At 70.8% G+C, this 17,394-nt stretch carries 17 protein-coding genes; 11 read left to right on the top strand and 6 right to left on the bottom strand.

Annotated elements, in window-relative coordinates; genetic code table 11:
• Positions 1-88: 88 nt before the first annotated feature.
• Positions 89-673, bottom strand: a complete 585-nt coding sequence (locus IE267_RS09365; protein WP_189762803.1) for a hypothetical protein — start codon at positions 671-673, stop codon at positions 89-91.
• A gap of 142 nt (positions 674-815) precedes the next feature.
• On the bottom strand, positions 816-1,409 hold the full coding sequence (locus IE267_RS09360; RefSeq protein ID WP_189762802.1) for a VOC family protein: 594 nt from the start codon (positions 1,407-1,409) through the stop codon (positions 816-818).
• Between the two features lie 436 nt (positions 1,410-1,845).
• Here IE267_RS09360 and IE267_RS09355 point away from each other — a divergent pair, with 436 nt between their 5' ends.
• From IE267_RS09355 to IE267_RS09345, 3 genes are all read left to right on the top strand, one after another.
• Positions 1,846-2,553 (top strand): helix-turn-helix domain-containing protein, encoded by a 708-nt coding sequence (locus IE267_RS09355; RefSeq protein WP_229860894.1) that lies wholly within the window; start codon positions 1,846-1,848, stop codon positions 2,551-2,553.
• Positions 2,543-2,932 carry a VOC family protein gene (locus tag IE267_RS09350; RefSeq protein ID WP_161245442.1) on the top strand — a complete coding sequence of 130 codons (390 nt, stop codon included), beginning with the start codon at positions 2,543-2,545 and terminating at the stop codon, positions 2,930-2,932. Before IE267_RS09355 ends, IE267_RS09350 begins: the two co-directional genes overlap by 11 nt.
• Positions 2,933-3,032: 100 nt before the next feature.
• Complete coding sequence (locus tag IE267_RS09345; protein ID WP_161245443.1) at positions 3,033-3,479, top strand: TIGR03618 family F420-dependent PPOX class oxidoreductase; 447 nt, start codon at positions 3,033-3,035, stop codon at positions 3,477-3,479.
• A 114-nt stretch (positions 3,480-3,593) separates the two neighbouring features.
• On the opposite strand, the gene IE267_RS09340 is transcribed toward IE267_RS09345, so the two are convergent.
• Positions 3,594-4,877, bottom strand: coding sequence for an MFS transporter (locus IE267_RS09340; RefSeq protein WP_189762801.1), 1,284 nt, complete (start codon positions 4,875-4,877; stop codon positions 3,594-3,596).
• A 103-nt stretch (positions 4,878-4,980) separates the two neighbouring features.
• Between IE267_RS09340 and IE267_RS09335 the strand changes: the two genes are divergently transcribed.
• The 5 genes from IE267_RS09335 (at position 4,981) to IE267_RS09315 (ending at position 8,126) form a co-directional block, all read left to right on the top strand.
• On the top strand, positions 4,981-5,499 hold the full coding sequence (locus IE267_RS09335; protein ID WP_167160896.1) for an ArsR/SmtB family transcription factor: 519 nt from the start codon (positions 4,981-4,983) through the stop codon (positions 5,497-5,499).
• A 265-nt stretch (positions 5,500-5,764) separates the two neighbouring features.
• Positions 5,765-6,217, top strand: a complete 453-nt coding sequence (locus tag IE267_RS09330) for a hypothetical protein (protein ID WP_189762800.1) — start codon at positions 5,765-5,767, stop codon at positions 6,215-6,217.
• Between the two features lie 360 nt (positions 6,218-6,577).
• Complete coding sequence (locus IE267_RS09325; RefSeq protein ID WP_189762799.1) at positions 6,578-7,027, top strand: DUF4395 domain-containing protein; 450 nt, start codon at positions 6,578-6,580, stop codon at positions 7,025-7,027.
• Between the two features lie 11 nt (positions 7,028-7,038).
• The gene (locus IE267_RS09320; protein WP_189762798.1) at positions 7,039-7,467 is read left to right on the top strand and encodes a TlpA family protein disulfide reductase; all 429 of its coding nucleotides are present in this window, start codon (positions 7,039-7,041) and stop codon (positions 7,465-7,467) included.
• 293 nt (positions 7,468-7,760) lie between these two features.
• Positions 7,761-8,126 (top strand): VOC family protein, encoded by a 366-nt coding sequence (locus IE267_RS09315; protein WP_189762797.1) that lies wholly within the window; start codon positions 7,761-7,763, stop codon positions 8,124-8,126.
• Positions 8,127-8,226: 100 nt separating this feature from the next.
• Here the strand turns inward: IE267_RS09315 and IE267_RS09310 are convergent, their stop codons facing one another.
• Genes IE267_RS09310 through IE267_RS09300 form a run of 3 tightly spaced genes read right to left on the bottom strand, consistent with a single transcriptional unit; the run spans position 8,227 to position 12,903 of the window.
• On the bottom strand, positions 8,227-9,789 hold the full coding sequence (locus IE267_RS09310) for a GMC family oxidoreductase (protein ID WP_167160905.1): 1,563 nt from the start codon (positions 9,787-9,789) through the stop codon (positions 8,227-8,229).
• A gap of 29 nt (positions 9,790-9,818) precedes the next feature.
• Positions 9,819-11,387, bottom strand: coding sequence for an APC family permease (locus tag IE267_RS09305; protein ID WP_189762796.1), 1,569 nt, complete (start codon positions 11,385-11,387; stop codon positions 9,819-9,821).
• A 46-nt stretch (positions 11,388-11,433) separates the two neighbouring features.
• Entirely contained in the window at positions 11,434-12,903 is a 1,470-nt protein-coding gene (locus IE267_RS09300) for an aldehyde dehydrogenase family protein (protein ID WP_189763013.1), read from the bottom strand.
• Positions 12,904-13,157: 254 nt separating this feature from the next.
• Here IE267_RS09300 and IE267_RS09295 point away from each other — a divergent pair, with 254 nt between their 5' ends.
• From IE267_RS09295 to IE267_RS09285, 3 genes are all read left to right on the top strand, one after another.
• Positions 13,158-13,526 carry a hypothetical protein gene (locus IE267_RS09295; RefSeq protein WP_167160909.1) on the top strand — a complete coding sequence of 123 codons (369 nt, stop codon included), beginning with the start codon at positions 13,158-13,160 and terminating at the stop codon, positions 13,524-13,526.
• Between the two features lie 166 nt (positions 13,527-13,692).
• Positions 13,693-16,458 (top strand): LuxR family transcriptional regulator, encoded by a 2,766-nt coding sequence (locus IE267_RS40110; protein WP_268251534.1) that lies wholly within the window; start codon positions 13,693-13,695, stop codon positions 16,456-16,458.
• Between the two features lie 262 nt (positions 16,459-16,720).
• Positions 16,721-17,239: a hypothetical protein gene (locus IE267_RS09285; RefSeq protein WP_189762794.1), complete on the top strand. Its 519-nt coding sequence runs from the start codon at positions 16,721-16,723 to the stop codon at positions 17,237-17,239.
• Positions 17,240-17,394 lie beyond the last annotated feature (155 nt).

Raw genomic sequence — 17,394 nt, 5'->3', positions numbered from 1 at the left:
CGGTACGCGGCGAGGGCGGGCGATATCGCGATCCGCCCGCCCATGCTCTGTCGCGTCGCCCGGTACCGGCCGACAGTGAACCCGCCCTTCAGGCTGCTTGCTCGCGGTCCCGCTGCGGGCTCGTGGCGGCACGGGACTCCGGGCGCTGCGTCAGTTGACGCTCCATCCGCTGGTAGCGGCCGATGTTGGTTCGGCGCATCCACCACATTCCACCGACGAATCCGGCACCGCACAGCATCGATACGACGCCTGCCACGACGCCACCGTGGACCAGGAACAACACGCCAAGACCGACGAACACCGCCAGCATGGCAGGGAAGACCCACTTCACTTTGCTGTGCATCAGCTTCAGGCGCCGCCGCACCAGCCGGAGCATGGACTGACGCAGAGCGGGGTCGTCGGGGACGGTTCCGCGGCGGATGCGCCGTTCCAGGACCGGTACGTCATCGGTCTCCAGCCCTGTCGCGCGGGCGTCCGACCGCTGGCGGCGACGCATCATCGCGGTGAAGATGATCGCGTAGAACGCGGAAGCTGCCACGATGGCCACCCAGTCGGCGAGCCCGCGGAAGAGCAGGCGTATCGCGACGCCGACGACCAGCGCCCACAACCCCACGACCCACCACTTGTCGGTCCACCGCCGCTGTGACTTCAAGTCCGCTTCCCGGCCAGTCATTTGGTCCCCTCCCGGCCCATCAGGGGCATGCCTTCCGCACGCCCACGACGGCCGGGTACCCTCCGGTCTTCATGTGACACGGGTCACGTCCTGGGTTGGTCGCCGTCCCTGCTCGCTCAGGGGTGCCGCGCCTGATGCGTTGTCAGCGCCGGATGTGGAACTCATTGCCGCCGGGGTCGCGGTACTCACCGGGCTTCCCGCCGGGGCGCGTGACCTCCAGGCGCAGGCGGTTCCGTTCCGCTTTCGGGGCCGCCGGCGGGCCCATCACGAGGGAGACCGCACTGGTGGATTTCCGGCGCAGCCGGGTGCCCCCGGGAAGGGCCTCGACGGCGCGCCAGTCCGCCTGTGCCTGCCAGAAGGCCGACTGCGCGTAGCCGTCCTCCTCCGCGACGTCGAGGCAGATGGCCACGAGCCCCGAGTCGGCGCGAACGCCGGGATGACCGGGGCGCAGCACACACAGCTCATTGCCTTCCGGGTCGGCCAGTACGTCCCAAGGGACGTCTCCCTGGCCGATGTCGGCCCGCCTCGCGCCGAGGTTGATGAGGCGGGCCACCTCGGCCTCCCAGTCCGGTCCGCCGGCCAAGTCGAGGTGAACCCGGTTCTTCAACGTCGGCTTGGGTGTGGAGGTCGGGACGCACCGAAGTCGGAGGCCGTTCGTCCGGCCCTGAGTAGCCTCCTGCCAGAAGCGTTCCATGCGCGCGACATCCAGCGCGTCGATCACGATCCCCGTCAGCATTCCGGCCCCCCAAGTCTTCAACTCCCTTGCTTCTCGGCATTGTTGCCGCCTTGGAAGCAGCGCGGGCCACCGTCCAGGTCGAGTCGCGCCCTGCCCCCCGCCGAGCCTGTCTGGGCGCATCCGGCTCCGTGGGGCGTGCGCGTCGGGGCCCGCCGCGCCGGGCCATCGGTCGGGGCGTCGGCTGCCTCTCACCGGTTGTCCGCCTCCGGCGCCGGTTCGGGACCGGCGGAGTCGCAAGGCAGGGGGATTCCCGAGCCGACCGTTGAAGCCGCGGACCGGCCGATCTCCGGCGGGGGACCGGCACCGGTGAGACACTGGCTCTGTGGAGTTGAGCCAGGTATGCGAGGCCGCTGGGATCGGCGTGGTCGCCGTAAGTGAGCACACCGGCCCCCCTCGGCTGCACCGGGCACTCCCCGTCCTGTCCTGCCGTCTCGTCGTGAGCCTCGGGACCCCCATCGACGTCCGCTACGGAGACCACGCCCGGCGCGTGCAGGCCGTGGTCACCGGCATGATGCGGCCTGGTACCGGTACCCCCTCCCTCACCCTGCGTCCCGACCAGCCGATGGTGTACGTCGAACTTTCACCCGCGGCGACCCAACGGCTGACCGGCGTCCCCCTCAACGAAGTGGACGCGGGCGGCCTCGACGCCAACGAGCTCCTGCCGTGGCTGGGCCTCCTGAGCGAGGAGCTGGCGGACCTGCCGGCCGACCAGCGGGTCGTGCTCATGCGTCACCGGCTCCTCGACCACCTGGCACGGGCCGGCCGGCCCGATGTCTCCCCGTATGCGGTGGAGGCGCTCAGGGTCATCCGCGGCGGCCACGGGCAGGTACCGGTCGAAGACGTGGCCCGACAGGTTCACCTCAGCCCGCGTCGCCTGCGGCAGGTGATGGGGAGCGCGGTGGGGATCAGCCCGAAGTTCGCCTCACGCGTTGCCCGGCTCACGGCCACCCTTCGCCGTGCGGGGGAGGGGGCCGGTTCCTGGGCGGAGATCGCGGCCGAAAGCGCTTACCACGATCAGAGCCACCTGGTGCGCGACTTCCAGGACCTGATGCGGACCACGCCGACTGCCTGGCTCGCGGAGGAAGGCCGAAATCTACAAGGCGAAAGCGGTGCTCGCTCGCGACCATCGAGTCATGACCAATGAACTCCAGCCCAAGCTGCTCGTCTCCGACGCCGACGCCGCGATCGACTTCTACACCAAGGCCCTGGGCGCTTCGCTGACCGAGCGGGTGGCCGATGACCAGGGGCTCGTGATGCACGCCGAGATTTCCCTGGGGGCGGCCACCTTCGCACTGGCGCAGAGCGTCGAGGAGTGGGGATGGTGCGACCCGCTGTCCGTGGGCGGATCCCCCGTGCTCCTCCAGATCGACCTGCCCGACCCGGCGGCCACGGCGGACCGGATGGCCCAGCTCGGCAGCGAGATCGTCATCCCGATCGAGGACCGCCCCTACGGCAAGCGGCAGGGCCGGGTGAAGGACCCGTTCGGCCATCTGTGGGTCCTGAGCGGTGACACCCGTTCCTGACGCACACCCGGCCCACCGTCGTACTGCGCCTTGGGGTGGGCTCTCCAGCCGGTGGCCCCGGCCCGGCTTTCCCGTCGATCATGGTGGGTAGCCTCCCTGGATGACTGTGACATTCGACGACGCTGTCCGTGCCCGGCTGCAGGCCCCCAACATCTGGTACGTCGGAACCGTGTTCGCCGACGGAGCACCGCAGGTCAGTCCGATGTGGGTGGATCTGGAAGGTGAGGGAGAGCTGACGTTCAACACCTCGGTGGGCCGGGTGAAGGAGGAGAACCTGCGCCGCGATCCCCGTGTCTACCTCTCGCACGCGGACGTCACCGACCCGTTCGACCGCGTGCAGATCAGTGGTGTGGTGGCCCGCTTCATCACCGGTCAGGAGGCGCACGACCGGATGGACGGCCTGGCCCGCAAGTACCTGGGCAGCGAACGCTTCGAGTGGACCATGCCGGGGGAGGAGCGGGTCGCGGTGGTCGTGCGTCCCGTCAAGGTGCGGCACATCGTAGGGGTGGAGCGGTTCCGGCCCGGCGGTCCGAGCCCTGCTCTGTGATCGGCGCAGCCGACAGTGCCACCGGCCGACCTGCCCCCAACCAAAGTGATCCGGCGTGGGGACGCCCCGAAATGCCTTACGGCAAAGGGGTCCTGACGGGCATTCAGTTCGCGGTCAGCTCTCGGAATGCCTCACATCGGGCGGCGTCGGCCGCGGGGCGTCACGAGCCGAGGGGGGTGGTGCGACGCGGGGGGACGCGACAAGTGGGCGTGGGGTGCGGCCGGCGCCGAAGAGGGCGACGGCCGCCGCCAGGCCGAGCCCACCGGCGGTGACGGTCTGCACCCGGTAGTCGAGGCCGGCCACTGTTCCCGCTCCGACGAGCAGGGCGATTCCCGTGGGCGCGTACAGCAGGGTGTTGGCGGTGGCGCCGACTCGGCCGAGCAGTTCGTCCGGAGTCTCGCGTTGGACCGCGGTGAGTGCCGCGACCAGTGGGCAGGGCAGGCCGACTCCGATCGCCAGGCTGCCCGCGAGCACGGCCGGTAGCCAGGGAATGGCCCGTGCCAGCACGCCGAGGGCGAAGAGGGCCAGCCCGGCGGCCGCGAAGGTGCGCTCGGGCATCCGGCGCATCAGCGCGCCCGCTGCCAGTCCGCCGGCCATCGACCCGGCCCCTTGCAGCGCGGTGAGCGCGCCGGCGAAAGCCGGGGGCCGGTGGAGTCCGACGTCGAGCATGGCGTACGTGGCCGTGCTGCTCAGGCTGGACAGCACCATGGCGGTCCCTCCGGCGAGGACCAGCGGCCGAAGCGCCGGGTGCCGCCACAAGTACCGTGCTCCCTCGGCGGTCTCGGCGGTCCACGCCCGTCGGTGGCGGGCTCCGGAACACGGTTCACGGACCCGGAGCAGGCCGAAGGCCACTGCCGCCAGCGCGAAGGTCACCGCGTCCAGCAGTGCCACCGCCGATCCTCCCCATACGGTGAACAAACCGGCACCGGCGAGCGGAGCGACCAGCTTCATGCTTTCGATCGCGGTGCGGACCAACCCGTTGAAGTCCCCGCGCAATTCGCTCGGGACGGCGCCGCTGACCAACGCCGTTTCCGCCGCGTCCGTGAGCACTCCGCCCGTCCCGACCAGGGTGAGCACGGCGAACAGCACCCAGATGTCCCCACGGGATTCCACGGCGAGCGGAGCGGTCGTCACGGCCGCGAGCGCGAGGCTGGTGAACACCAGGAGCGGGCGGCGGCGCAGCCGGTCGGCCAGGGTGCCGATCGCGGGTCCCGCGAAGGACGGCAGCCAGAGGCAGAACCCGACGAGCGCGGCCAGGCTGTTGGAGCCGGTGAGCGTCTTCACCCAGATCCCCGCGGCGAGCAGCATCGCCGAATCGCCGAACCCGGAGACGATCACCCCGCCCAGATACAAGCCCGCGTTGCGGTCCCGAAGAACCCTGAGTGTGCCCCAGCCCATGCGCCGCCCCCGCCATGCCGTTACCGGACCGACCGCACCCTACCCCCAATCATTTCATTGGGGGTAGGGTTTCGCGGCCGCCGCATGCGCTTTACTGGCTCGCATGACCGAGACCGACCCCGTGCTGCGAGCCCTCGCCCACCCCGTACGGCTGAAGATGCTCAACCTCATGTGGCCCGGGCCGTTGTCGGCTGCCGAACTGGCCCGCGAACTCGGTATTTCGCATGCCCTGGCCAGCCAGCACCTGCGGCGCCTTGACGCGGTCGGCCTGGTCGAACTCGCGGAGGAGCGCATTCGTCGCGGCGGCAGGGAGCGTCGCTACAAGACGGTGCACGGCTCGCCGCTGTCCGACCAGCGCGAGGGGGCCCCGCTGCTGGCGGAGACTCTGGCGCACTCACTCCGTGAACGCGCCGGGCGGCGTGCGGAGGGCGGCGAGGGTGTGACCGTCGATGCCGAGCTGTGGGTGGATCCCCGTACGTGGGAGGACATTCGCGTACGGCTCGCGGAGATCGCCGCGGAGCTGCACGACGCCGCTCGTTCCCCGCACACGCCGGACACGGTGCCCGTCGGTATCAGCATGATGGCCTTCCCCGTGCAGGACGCGACGCCTCCGGAGCGCTGACGCCCCGCGTCGCCTGATCGCTCGACGGGCCGGAGACTGCGACTTGCGTGACGGTCAACTCGCAGCCACAGAACGTCTGTTGCTTGCCGAGGTGGCGGCCCGCACGGTCTGCGCCCGGTGGGTTTTGTCGTAGATGTGTAACGGAGCGGGTCGCGTGCAACGGGTCGGTCGGCAGGCCCATCTGGACGGACGGCAGGGCGCGTTGGGCGCCTTCGCAGAGGGGCGGGGTCTCGCCGAGAGGTGGAGACCCGTGGAAGGGAAGTCCATGACCAGGACGAACAAGACCGACAAGACCGGAACGAAGACGCGGGCCGGTCGGCCGGCCGCGATCGGTGCGCTCGGGATGGCCACCGCGGCACTGGGCCTGTCCTCGGTGACTCTGGCAGCCGCGCCGGCATCGGCCAAGGGCGCTGTGGAGATCGCGGCGCCGCACACGGCCCAGGTCGGCAAGGCCATCACGGTCAAGGCGCACGGTGGTGACGACAGCGCCGGCTACCTGCATCAGTTGTGCCTTGAGGAGAACGGCTTCGGCGAGGGGTGGCACCAGGAGACGTGCAGCGCCGCGGTCAAGGGCGATGCGCGCGTCACGGCACAGGGCACGTCCGCGCGCAGCGGCACTCTCCGGTTCCGGGCGGTGCTGTACGGCCTGACCGGCGTGCACGACCAGCACCCTGTGCGTCTGCACTCCTCCGAGGTGGTGACGGTGCGCGTGCGCTGATCACCGACAGCGCCGACAGCACCGACGTCACCGACCGGCGCGCGGCCGTGGACAGCGAGCAAAAGGCTGTCCGCGGCCGCACGGTTCGTAGCCGTGCCGTGGTGGAGCCCGTGCGGTGCGATGGTGCGCTCGGGTGTGCTCACCGGACATCGCCGTGGTGGTTGTCCGGTCCGGGCCGGGTGTCCAGCAGGTGGCCGGTGATTGACCGTGGCGGGGGCGGCTGTTGCAATGGCGGCATGTTCTCCGCGACGTTCCTGGTTGGCAGGGCTCACATCGACTTCGGTCGGGTGTGGTCCGCGGCGTGTTGCTGACCGCACGCTCGTAGCGCCAGGATTCGTTCGTATCGTCCCGGAGTCCGCCATGTCCGACCGCACCGCCGGTGTCCCCGTCCGACTCGACCCGCGTGGGCCGCGTTTCGCCGCACTGCTCACGACCCTCGTCCTGTTGCTGGTCCTGGCCACCGGCAGTGGTGTGCTGCTCGCCTGTCAGGCCCTCGTCTTCGCCCTCGGCGCGGTTCTGGGTCTGCGTTCGTCCCCGTACGGCTGGCTCTTCCGCTGGTTGGTGCGACCCCGTCTCGGCCCGCCGCGGGACCTGGAGGACGAGCGTCCGCCGCGCTTCGCGCAGGCCGTCGGCCTGGGCTTCGCCGTCATCGGGGCGGCGGGGTACCTGTCGGGCGCCACCTGGCTCGGCATCGCCGCGAGCGCGGCAGCTCTCGCGGCGGCCTTCTCGAACGCCGCCTTCGGCTACTGCCTGGGCTGCGAGGTCTACCTGCTCGCGATCCGCGGCCGGGCCCGGCTGAGCCAGGGCTGAGGGGAGCAGCCATGAGTGATCCGACCGGCCTGATCGTGGCCGTCGCCGTGCTGGCGGCAGCGACCGCCTTCGGGCCGGCTCGGGCCCGCAGTGGCGGCAGGCTCCGGACCGGGGGCCGGGGCGACGCGTCGCGACTGCTCCCCGCTGAGCTGGGCGCGGCGCTCGGCGAGCGGGCGACGCTGGTGCAGTTCTCGACGTCCCGCTGTGCAGCGTGCCCGGGCACCCGGCGCCTGCTGGCGGACGTGGCCGCAGTCACGCCCGGCGTACGACTCGTGGAGATCGACGCCGAGACGCGGCTCGACCTGGTCCGGCGCCTCGACGTGATGCGCACCCCTACCGTGTTCGTCCTCGACCGCACCGGCCGTGTCGTCCGCCGTGCCTCCGGGGCGCCCGCACGCGCCGACGTGGTCGCCGCGGTGCAGCTGGCCACGACCGACTGAACTCCGCTCTTGCGTAGGGAAGTTGGTCGGTCCTGCCTTGATCGCGCTCGTGGACCGTGCCGCGCGGCCACCGGGCACGCACGCCGTGGCGCCGTGCGTGCCGGTGAGAGGCCGGCGGGCTGGACTCCTCGTCGCTGTCCTGACTCCCCGAACCGCGGCAGAATGCAGGAGCACGACAGTATTTGCGTGATCTTGAGGACCATGCCGGCCGGGGCTGGTGCTTCTCGGGGGCGGGCGGTGGGGTAGCTTTCTGGTCCCTGGGGTGGGGTTTGGGCTGGGATCGTGGAGGCAGTGTGTTCAAGCGTCTTCTGCCTGTTTTACCGGTAGTTGATCTGGAGGCCGAGGTGGGCTTCTATTCCGCGCTGGGGTTCACTGCCGAAATCACCTATTCCGGTTTCACGTCCTTGCGGTGCGGGCCCGTTCTGTTCGGGGTCCGCAAGCCGCAGAGCTCGGAATATAACGTCCCGCCGTGGGATCTGGCCTGGCAGATCGAGGTGGTGGACGTCCACGCGGTGCACGACCTGGCGTTGCGGCGTGGACTCTCGGTCCTCAAGGGCCCCCAGGCGCACCCGGCCGGATTCTGGACGGTGCAGCTCAGGACGCCGAACGGCTACCTCCTCACCCTGGAAGGACCGCCTCCCGCGCCCGGCCCGCGCTGAGGGCGGGCGGATCGACCCGTACACGCAGGGCGGCGGCCCCGTCCCGATCGGGACAGGGCCGGGGCAGGCAGTCAACTCGGCTGTTCTGCACGCCAGTTGATCAACGCTGGGCGGCGTCCTCCTTCAGCATGTCCGCGCACTTCTCGCCGATCATCATCGTCGTGATGCACGGGTTCACGGTGACGAGGTCCGGCATGGCCGAGCCGTCGGCGACCCGCAGGCCCTCGATGCCCTTGACCCGCAGCCGGGCGTCGAGCGGGGCGCTCCGGTCGTCGTCCGCGCCCATCTTCACGGTGCAGGACGGGTGGTAGACGGTGTTGTGCGTCGTGGCGATGTAGTCGAACAGCTCGTCGTCGGTCTGCACGCCGGGCCCCGGCGCCAGCTCGGCCCCGGCCCAGGGAGCGAGCGCGGGCTGTGCGGCGATCCGGCGGGCCAGTCGCAGCCCGTAGGTCATCACCCGTACATCGTGCTCGTCCGTGAAGTAACGCGGGTCGACACGCGGCTTGTCACGGAAGTCGCGCGTGCGCAGCCGCACGGTGCCGCGTGATCGGGCGCGGGTGACGTTGGGGGTGAGGCAGAACGCGTTCTCGCTGGTCGGGTAGCCCCGCCGGTAGGTGTTCATGTCGAACGGCATCGAGCCGTAGTGGAACATCAGGTCGGGCCGGTCCAGGTCCGGGACGGTGTCGACGAAAATGCCGATCTCCCACCACTGCTGGGACGTGGTCACCATGGGCTGCTTGGCCTCCCACATGATGACGCCCTCCGGATGGTCCTGGAGGTTCTCGCCCACGCCCGGGGAGTCCAGGACCAGGTCCACACCCACCTCGCGCAGATGCTCGGCCGGCCCGATGCCCGAGAGCATCAGAAGCTTGGGCGTGTCGATCGCGCCGCAACTGACGATCGTCTCGCGCCGCGCGGTGACCGTACGGGAGTGGACCAGGTCCGGATCGAGGTAGGCGGCTCCCGTACAGCGCCGGTCGGCGTCGATCAGGAGCCGCTTGGCGCGCACCCCGGTGCGCACCTCCAGGTTCGGGCGCTTGCCGAGCACGGGATGCAGATACGCGACGGACGCCGACTGGCGCATGTTGTTCTCGTCGGAGTTGATCTGGAACCAGCCCGCGCCCCGCAGGACCGTCGTGCCGCTGTTGAAGGAGGCGGTGGGGATGTCGGCCTGGGCGCACGCCTGGAGGACGGCGCTGCCGCACGGGTCGTTGGGCTGGACGGTACGGATCTTGACGGGGCCGGTGCGGCCGTGGTGGTCGCCGGGCGCGTCGTTGGTCTCCAGGCGCCGGTAGAGCGGGAAGGTGTCGTCCGCGCCCCAGCCCGAACAGCCCGCCGCCTCCCAGGCGTTGAGGTCCTCGGCCGGTGCCCAGAAGGCGATGCAGGAGTTGTGCGAGGAACAGCCGCCCAGGACCCGGGCGCGGGCGTGCCGCATGAAGCTGTTGCCGTGCGCCTGCGGTTCGACGGGGTAGTCCCAGTCGTAGCCCGACTCCAGCAGCCCCATCCAGCGCTCCAGGCGCAGCACGTTGTCGTCCCCGACATCGCTCGGACCTGCTTCCAGAAGGCAGACCGTGACCGACGGGTCCTCGCTCAGCCGGGCGGCCACCACACATCCGGCGGTGCCGCCGCCGACCACCACATAGTCGAACTCGTCCACGTCCACTCCTTCTCGGTACGGTCTGGCGTGCGCTCCTACGGTGCGCCGTGGCTGATTGGCCCGGACGGGCCCGCCGCCGAGTGCTCGGCGAGCACGCCGGTCTGCTTGCGCTGGATGAACCAGTAGTAGAGGAAGCCGCCGACGCCGACGACGCCCACGAACAGGACGCCGCCCCAGCGCAGATACCAGTGCTGCGGGCCGGTGGCGTTGTAGACCGCGGCGCGCGGCCACAGCAGGTTGACGGTCATGGCCGCGCCCCAGAGCACGGCCAGGATGTTGATCGGGACCCCGAACCGGCCCAGCGAGAAGCCGCCGGGGGCGGTCGTCCAGCGGCCGCGCAGCCGCTGGATCAGCAGGGGGAGCGTCACCAGCAGGTAGGCGATGTAGATCATCACGATGGCGATGCTGGTGACGACGGAGAAGATCTGCGGCTGGTTGATGTTGACGACCAGGATGACGATGGCCACGAGCCCGATCAGGCACGTGGCGAGCACGGGGGTCTGGAACCGCGGGCTGAGCCGGGCCAGTTTCGAGCCGCCCGGCAGGTTGTTGTCGCGGGCCATCGCGAACGCGAGCCGCAGCCCCGCGGTCTGCACCGACAATGCGCACACGGTGATGGCGATGACGACGCACCACAGCACGACCACGCCGACGGTGTTGCCGAGCGCTGCCTTCACCACGTACTGCAGGCCGTCCACGGACAGCTCTTTCGCGTGCAGGTCGGGGGCGGCGAGCAGCGCGAAGAGCAGGATCAGGCCGCCGAGGAGGAAGGAGGCGATGAGCGCGCGCAGGATGGCGCGGGGGGCGTTGCGGGACGGGTCGACGGACTCCTCGCCGAGCGAGGACGCCGTATCGAAGCCGTACATCACGTAGGCGGAGGCGAGCGAGGCGGTGAGGAACGCACCGAGGTAGCCGAGCGACTGCCCCTGTCCGTAGTCGCCGGTGTCGACGATGGCGCTCGGGCCGCGGGTGATGTGCGCGGCGAGCAGCACGATGAGGACGACGGCCGCGACCAGCTCGATGAAGACGCCCCCGGAGTTGATGGTGGCCATCAGCTTGACGCCGAACGCGTTGACCAGGGTGGTGAAGAGGATCAGGATCGAGCCGAGCAGAACGGCGTTGGCGGCCTTGTCGTACTTGCCCGTGCCGTCCCCGATCACCTGGAAAATACTGGAGATCTGAGGGAGCGTCAGCTGATAGGCGAGGGCCACGGCGGCCAGCGACACCATCGTCGCGACCGTCATCATCCAGCCCGCGAGCCAACCGACGTGGGGGCCGCCGGAGTGCTTGGACCAGTTGTAGACCGAGCCCGCGACGGGGAAGCGGGCGGCCAGTTCGCAGAAGCACAGGGCCACCATCAGCTGGCCGAGGAAGACCATCGGCCAGGACCACCAGTAGGTGGGGCCGCCGAAGCTGACGCCGAAGTAGAACAGCTGGAAGGTGCCGGTCAGGATCGAGATGTAGCTGATGCCTGCGGCGAAGGTGTGGAAGTTGCCGAGCGTCCGCTTGAGACCGGGCTTGTAACCCAGCTCGGTGAGCGCCGCGTCCTGGTCCGAGGACGCGCTCTTGGCCGCTTCGTCCGGGCCGGGCGGGGTGTCCGCCATGACAGGTCTCCTCGTTCCGTACGGGCAGGGGCGGGCCGGTGGTCGGTCAGTCGAACCAGCGCTGCGGTTCGGGCGCGGTGTTGCGCCAGATGTGCTTGGCCTCGCTGTACTCGGCGAGTCCGGCGGGGCCCAGTTCGCGGCCCACCCCTGACTGCTTCATGCCGCCCCACTCGGCCTGCGGGACGTAGGGATGGAAGTCGTTGATCCAGACCGTGCCGACCTTCAGGCCGTCGGCCACCCGGTGCGCCCGGCTCTGGTCCGTCGTCCACACGGCGCCCGCCAGACCGTAGACAGTGTCGTTCGCGAGTGCCACGGCCTCGGCCTCACCCCGGAACCGCTCGACCGTGACGACCGGGCCGAAAGATTCGTCCTGGACGACGGACATCTGCGGGGTGCATTCGTCGAGGATGGTGGGCGGGTAGTAGAAGCCGTTCGCGAGCGCCGGGTCGTCGGGCCGGGCACCGCCGAGCCGCAGTACGGCGCCTTCGGCGACACCGGCGGCGACGTACGCCTCCACCTTGTCGCGGTGCGCGGCGGAGATGAGGGGCCCGGTGCGGGCGTGCTCGTCGAAGGGGTCGCCCAAGCGGATCTGCCCGGCGCGCGCGGCGAGTTCATGGACGAAGCGGTCGTGCAGCTCGTCCTCGACCAGCAGCCGGGCACCGGCCGAGCAGACCTGCCCCGAGTGCAGGAAGACGGCCATGAGCGCGTAGTCCACGGCGGTGTCGAAGTCCGCGTCGGCGAAGACGATGTTGGGGTTCTTGCCGCCGAGTTCGAGGGCGACCTTCTTCACGGTGGCGGCGGCCGCCGCCATGATGCTCCGGCCGGTGGCCAGACCTCCGGTGAAGGAGACCAGATCGACCCGTTCATCCGTGGTCAGCGGGGCGCCGACGACCGCTCCGGAGCCGAGCACCAGGTTGGCGGTCCCGTCCGGAAGCCCGGCCTCCTGAAGCAGGCGCATCAGCATGATCGCGGTGTGCGGTGTCAGCTCGCTCGGCTTGAGGACGAAGCTGTTGCCCGCGCCGAGCGCGGGCGCGACCTTCCACGCGGTCTGCAGCAGCGGGTAGTTCCAGGGCGTGATCAGGGAGCAGACACCGACCGGCTCGTGGACGACACGGCTGTCGACGGTCGGGATGCCGGTGTCGACGACCCGGTCCGTGCCTCCCGCCGCGACGAGGTTGCCGAAGTAGCGGAAGCAGTTGGCGATGTCGTCCATGTCGTACTCCGACTCGACCAGGCGCTTGCCCGTGTCGAGCGACTCCGCCCGCGCGAAGTCGGCCTTGTCGCGTACGAGGAGGTCGGCGACGCGGAGCAGCAGCGCGGCGCGGTCCGCGACGGACGTGCGCGGCCAGGGGCCGCGGTCGAACGCGTCCCGGGCGGCGGCCACGGCGGCGGCTGCGTCCTGTGGGCCGGCCTCGTCCACCTGGGCGACCAGGGTGCCGTCGGCGGGACACCTGATGTCCCGCTTGTGCCCTTCCGCGGCCGCCGTCCACCGGCCGGCGATGAACAGCTCGGGCATGGCAATCCTCCAGGTCAGGCCGTACGGGACGATCAGCACGAGCAGCCTTGCCCCTGCGCAACGCCCCGTCTTCATGACGGACAGTCGACCTGCCAGACGTAACACGCCCCTGGCCGGCCCGCACGGGGACCGCGAACGCGGCGTCGGCGCCCGACAGCGCGGAGGCGGACGGGCTGGCGCTCGAACAAAAAGGGAACACCAGGTCCGCGCAGGCCTGGTCAGCGGTCTCACGGCTCGCTTACCGTGGGGGTCTCATGAACCACAGCCGCACCATTGTCATCGTGCTCGCCGCCGGGATGCTCCTCGCGGGCTGCTCAAGCAGCGGCCCGGCGCCCGCCAAAACCGCCGACACCACCGGTGCCGCCGGTTCGAGCTCGCCCTGCGCCGGGAAGAAGTGGCCCCAGCCCGTCCCGGCCGTCAGCGGCATGGCACTCTCCGATGCCGTGTCCGGCACGCTGCTCTGCTTCCACCTCACCGAAGCGGTCGCACCCGACGGCCACGACGCCCTCCAGGACCCCGTCGACGAAACCGACTGGGTCATCACGGGGTCCAAGCCCGGCGCCGGAACCACGGTCACTCAGGACCAGCCGGTCACGCTGACCATCAGCAACCCCAACAACTGACCGCGGCACCGGCCGGATTGAGGGTCGCCCGCCCAGGGCAGCCCGGACGGCCGCCGAGCGAGGCACGGTGTCCGGACCGGCCTCCGTCGGTTCTCGGACAACCCGCTCCACCGGTGCCCGCCCGTCCGTAGCATGAGAAGCGGCGGGGACGGCTGTCTGGGGAGTCATGCGAATCGTCGGACGAGAGTCGGAACGCGCCCACTTGACCGCGTTGTTGGACGAAGCCCGTGCGGGCCGTGGGCGCAGCATCGTGCTGCGGGGCGAGCCGGGTATCGGCAAGACGGCCCTGCTGGACCACCTCGCCGAGCACGCGCAGGGGTGCACCGTCGTACGGGCGGTCGGCGTCGAATTCGAGTCGGAACTGGCACTCGCGTCGCTGAGCGAGCTGATCGGGCCGCTGTCACCGCTGCTGGGGGAGCTTCCGGCGTACTACGCCGATGTCCTGACGCTCCTCGTTCCACAGAAGCCCGCCGACAGCGCTCGGACCCCTCCCGCATCGGCCGACCGGCATGCGATCTACGCCGCGACACTCGCGCTGCTCACCGCCGCGGCCGCGCGCCGACCGCTGCTGTGTCTGATCGACGACGCGCACTGGATCGACGACGCTTCGGCGGCAGCGCTGTTGTTCACCGCACGCCGGTTGCTCGCGGATTCCGTGCTGATCGTGTTCGCGACGAGGGAGGTACCGCCCTTCGAGGCGCCCGGTATCGAGACACTGCGTCTGGAGGGCCTGAGCGAGCAGGCCGGCCTCGAACTGCTGGCCCGCAGCGGGAACGTGTCGCCCCTGGCCGGCGCACGGCTGGCAGCCCTGACCATGGGGAACCCGCTCGCACTCATCGAGCTGGCCCGTGTGCTGACCCTGGAGTCGGCGGACAGTCTCAGCGATCTGGTGGAGCCGCTGCCGACGACGAAACTGCTGCAACGGGCCTTCGCCGCGTCCCTGGTGACGATGTCGGACCGGCAGCGGCAGGCACTGCTGGTGTGTGCGGCGGCGGGGAGCGCGGACCTGGAGGTGGTGGCGCGGGCGCTGGGAGCGCTCGGCCTCGATCTCGTGGCGCTGGACGAGGGCACCGTCAGCGGCCTCGTGCAGATCACCGGACGTACGGTGACCTACCGCCACCCGTTGATCAGGTCGGCCGTCTACTCGCAGGCCGGGCCGGGTGAACGGTGGAAGGCGCACGCTGCCCTTGCCGACGCGTGCACCTCACCGAAGGACGCGGACCGGCGGGCCTGGCACCTCGCCTGCGCGACGGTCGGCCCGGACGAACAGGTCGCGGTGGCGCTGGTGGAGACCGCCGACCGGGCCCGCAGGCGCGGCGGGATCGTCGCTCAGGCCACTGCCCTGGAACGGGCCGCCGAACTCACCGGCGCGGCGAGGCCGCGGGCCGAGCGGATGTGCGCGGCGGCGACGATCTGGTCCGCCGCCGGTGCGCTGGACCACTCCGAAGCCCTGCTCGACCAGGCGGAGGCCCTCGCGGGCGACGACGTCACCGCACGCATCCAGGTGCTGGGAGAGCGCGCCTACCATGCCGTGCTGCGCGGACGCACCGGCGACGTCTTCGACGTGCTCGTCGCGGAGGCCGCGGGCGCCGGACCGCAGGACCGGCTGGCGGCCGGCCGGATACTCAGTCTGGCCATGAACGCGCCGCTGGCCAGGTGGGACGTCGCGGCGACGCTGGAGGTCTGCGCGAAGGTGATGGCGCTGACCGCGCCGGACGGTCACCCCGACCCCGGCTTCCCCAAGGGAGCCGTGCGGATGGCGCTGGCGCGGGTGCTTGCCGGGCAGGCGGCCGGCGCCGAGTTGGCCAGGGAGTGTGTCGCGGTCTGCGAGCGGCACGTGCCGAACGGCGCGTGTGCCGAACTGGCCGAGGTGCTGACGTACGTCGAGGAGTACGCCCTGGCACGGCGCATGGTCGAGCGCGATGTGGCCGGTGCCCGTGCCGTCGGCGACATCGCCCTCCTCGGATACGGCCTGCGGCGGCGGGCCCAGCTGGAGATCCGCCTGGGGCGGCCGCTCATGGCGTACTCCGACGCGTTGGAATGTGCCGGCATCGCCGACGCGATGGCGCAGCCGACCACCATCGCCGCCTCCCGGGCGACGCTCGCCCTCGTCACCGCGGTGCTCGGCCGCGCGGACGACTGCGCGGCCCATGCCGAGGAGGCGCTGCGGCTGTGCCCGGACGACGACCTGGAGACCGGGGTGCGCGTGCGGTACGCGCTGGGTCTCGTGGCGCTGGCCGGCGGCAGGGCGGCGGACGCCGTCGACGAGCTGCGCCGGGCAGACACGGCGATGCGCGCAGTCGTCGAGCCGGCCGTCGTTCCCATGGCCGCCGATCTGGCCGAAGCGCTGGTGCGGACGGGACGAGCTGCGGAGGCTCGGCGGGTGCTGGACCGGCTGGACGCCGGGGTCGCCACGACGGGACGACGGGGGAGGCGGGCGGCGGCACTGCGATGCCGCGCGCTTCTGGCGCGTGGCGCCGCCGCGGGGCCCTTGTTCGCCGCTGCCCTGGAGGCGCACGACGACGTGGACGAGCCGCTGGAGCGGGCAAGGACCCTGCTCTGCCAAGGGCAGTGGCTGCGCCGGTCCAGACGCAGGAAGGACGCGTCCGCACCGCTCGCGGCGGCGCTGGCGACCTTCGAGACGGCCGACTCGGCGCTGTGGGCCCAGCAGGCCCGCCACGAACTGACGGTGCTGGGCCTGCGGACCCTGCCGAGTGCCGAGCATCCGGGGCTCGGCGTGCTCACACCGCAGGAGTGGCGGATCGCGTGGGCGGCGGCTCAGGGGCGGACGAGCCGGGAGATCGCGGCCGAAGTCCTGCTGTCCGTACGGACGGTGGACTACCACCTGGGCAATGTCTACCGGAAACTCGGCGTGTCCTCGCGCCGAGCGCTGATCCGGCAACTCGGCGGATCGGCAGAACTACCTGCCTGACGCCGGAGCATTGCGGGGGTCGTGGCTGCCGGAAGGCGGCCACGGCCCCTTTCCGCTGTTCACGGGCCGCCCATATTGCCTGTCAGGTCTACGGATCCGCGGCGCGCGACCGCTCAACATACTGGGTTCCATCGATCGGCAGAGACACCACGGGGGAGTGGCCCCAGCCGGCTCGATGCGCAACGCCAACGAAAGAAAACCGGAGATCGGGATGAGTTTCGAGCAGTCACTTCGTCTCGCCACATCCACAGAGGGGAACGCAATGAGGACACGTAACACCACGGGGCGGGCCGTGGCTTCGGCCGCAGCCGTTCTCGCCGTCGTCCTGGGATCGGCGGGCATGGCCAACGCGGCATCGCCGACGGTCTCGTCGCACAGCGCCTCTTCGGCGCACGAGAGCCCGGCCGCAACGGGCGCGACGCTGACCGACGCGTCGATCACGTTCTTCACCCTGGACGACAACAAGGACCACGACACACTGCTGACCGTCCAGGTACTGGACCGCAGCAGCAGGGTGGCCGCGTCGGCGACCGGGTTCTTCGGGGAGTTCAAGGACGGGAGCACCCACCCCGTCCCCCTGAAGCTGCGACCGGGATTCACCTGGGACGCCCTGCAGGGGGGTCACTTGCGGCTGAACATCCAGCCGCACGGCGACGACACCTGGAAGTTCGGATACGAATTGGACCTGAGTTTCTCCGACAACGACTTCGCGCCGACCGTCGAAAGCCGCCTGTCCCTGAGCGAGGACAACAAGACGCTCCTGGACGCGCTGCAGTTCTGATCAGAACGCCGCTCGCCACCAGCGACGGCCTCCCCGGCCCTAGCCCGATGTGCGGTTCCTCCGCCTCTTCCGAGGGGGAGGAACTGCACTTTGGCGACGTCACGGCCGTGGGGCGGCCGACGTGCGCCCCATGCAAGGTGTCGGCCAACTTCACG

It is taken from the genome of Streptomyces xanthochromogenes (genome assembly GCF_014650455.1).
Taxonomy (GTDB): Bacteria; Actinomycetota; Actinomycetes; order Streptomycetales; family Streptomycetaceae; genus Streptomyces; species Streptomyces xanthochromogenes.
Note: the sequence above shows the minus strand (reverse complement) of the source record. Positions and strands in the feature narration are given on the sequence as shown.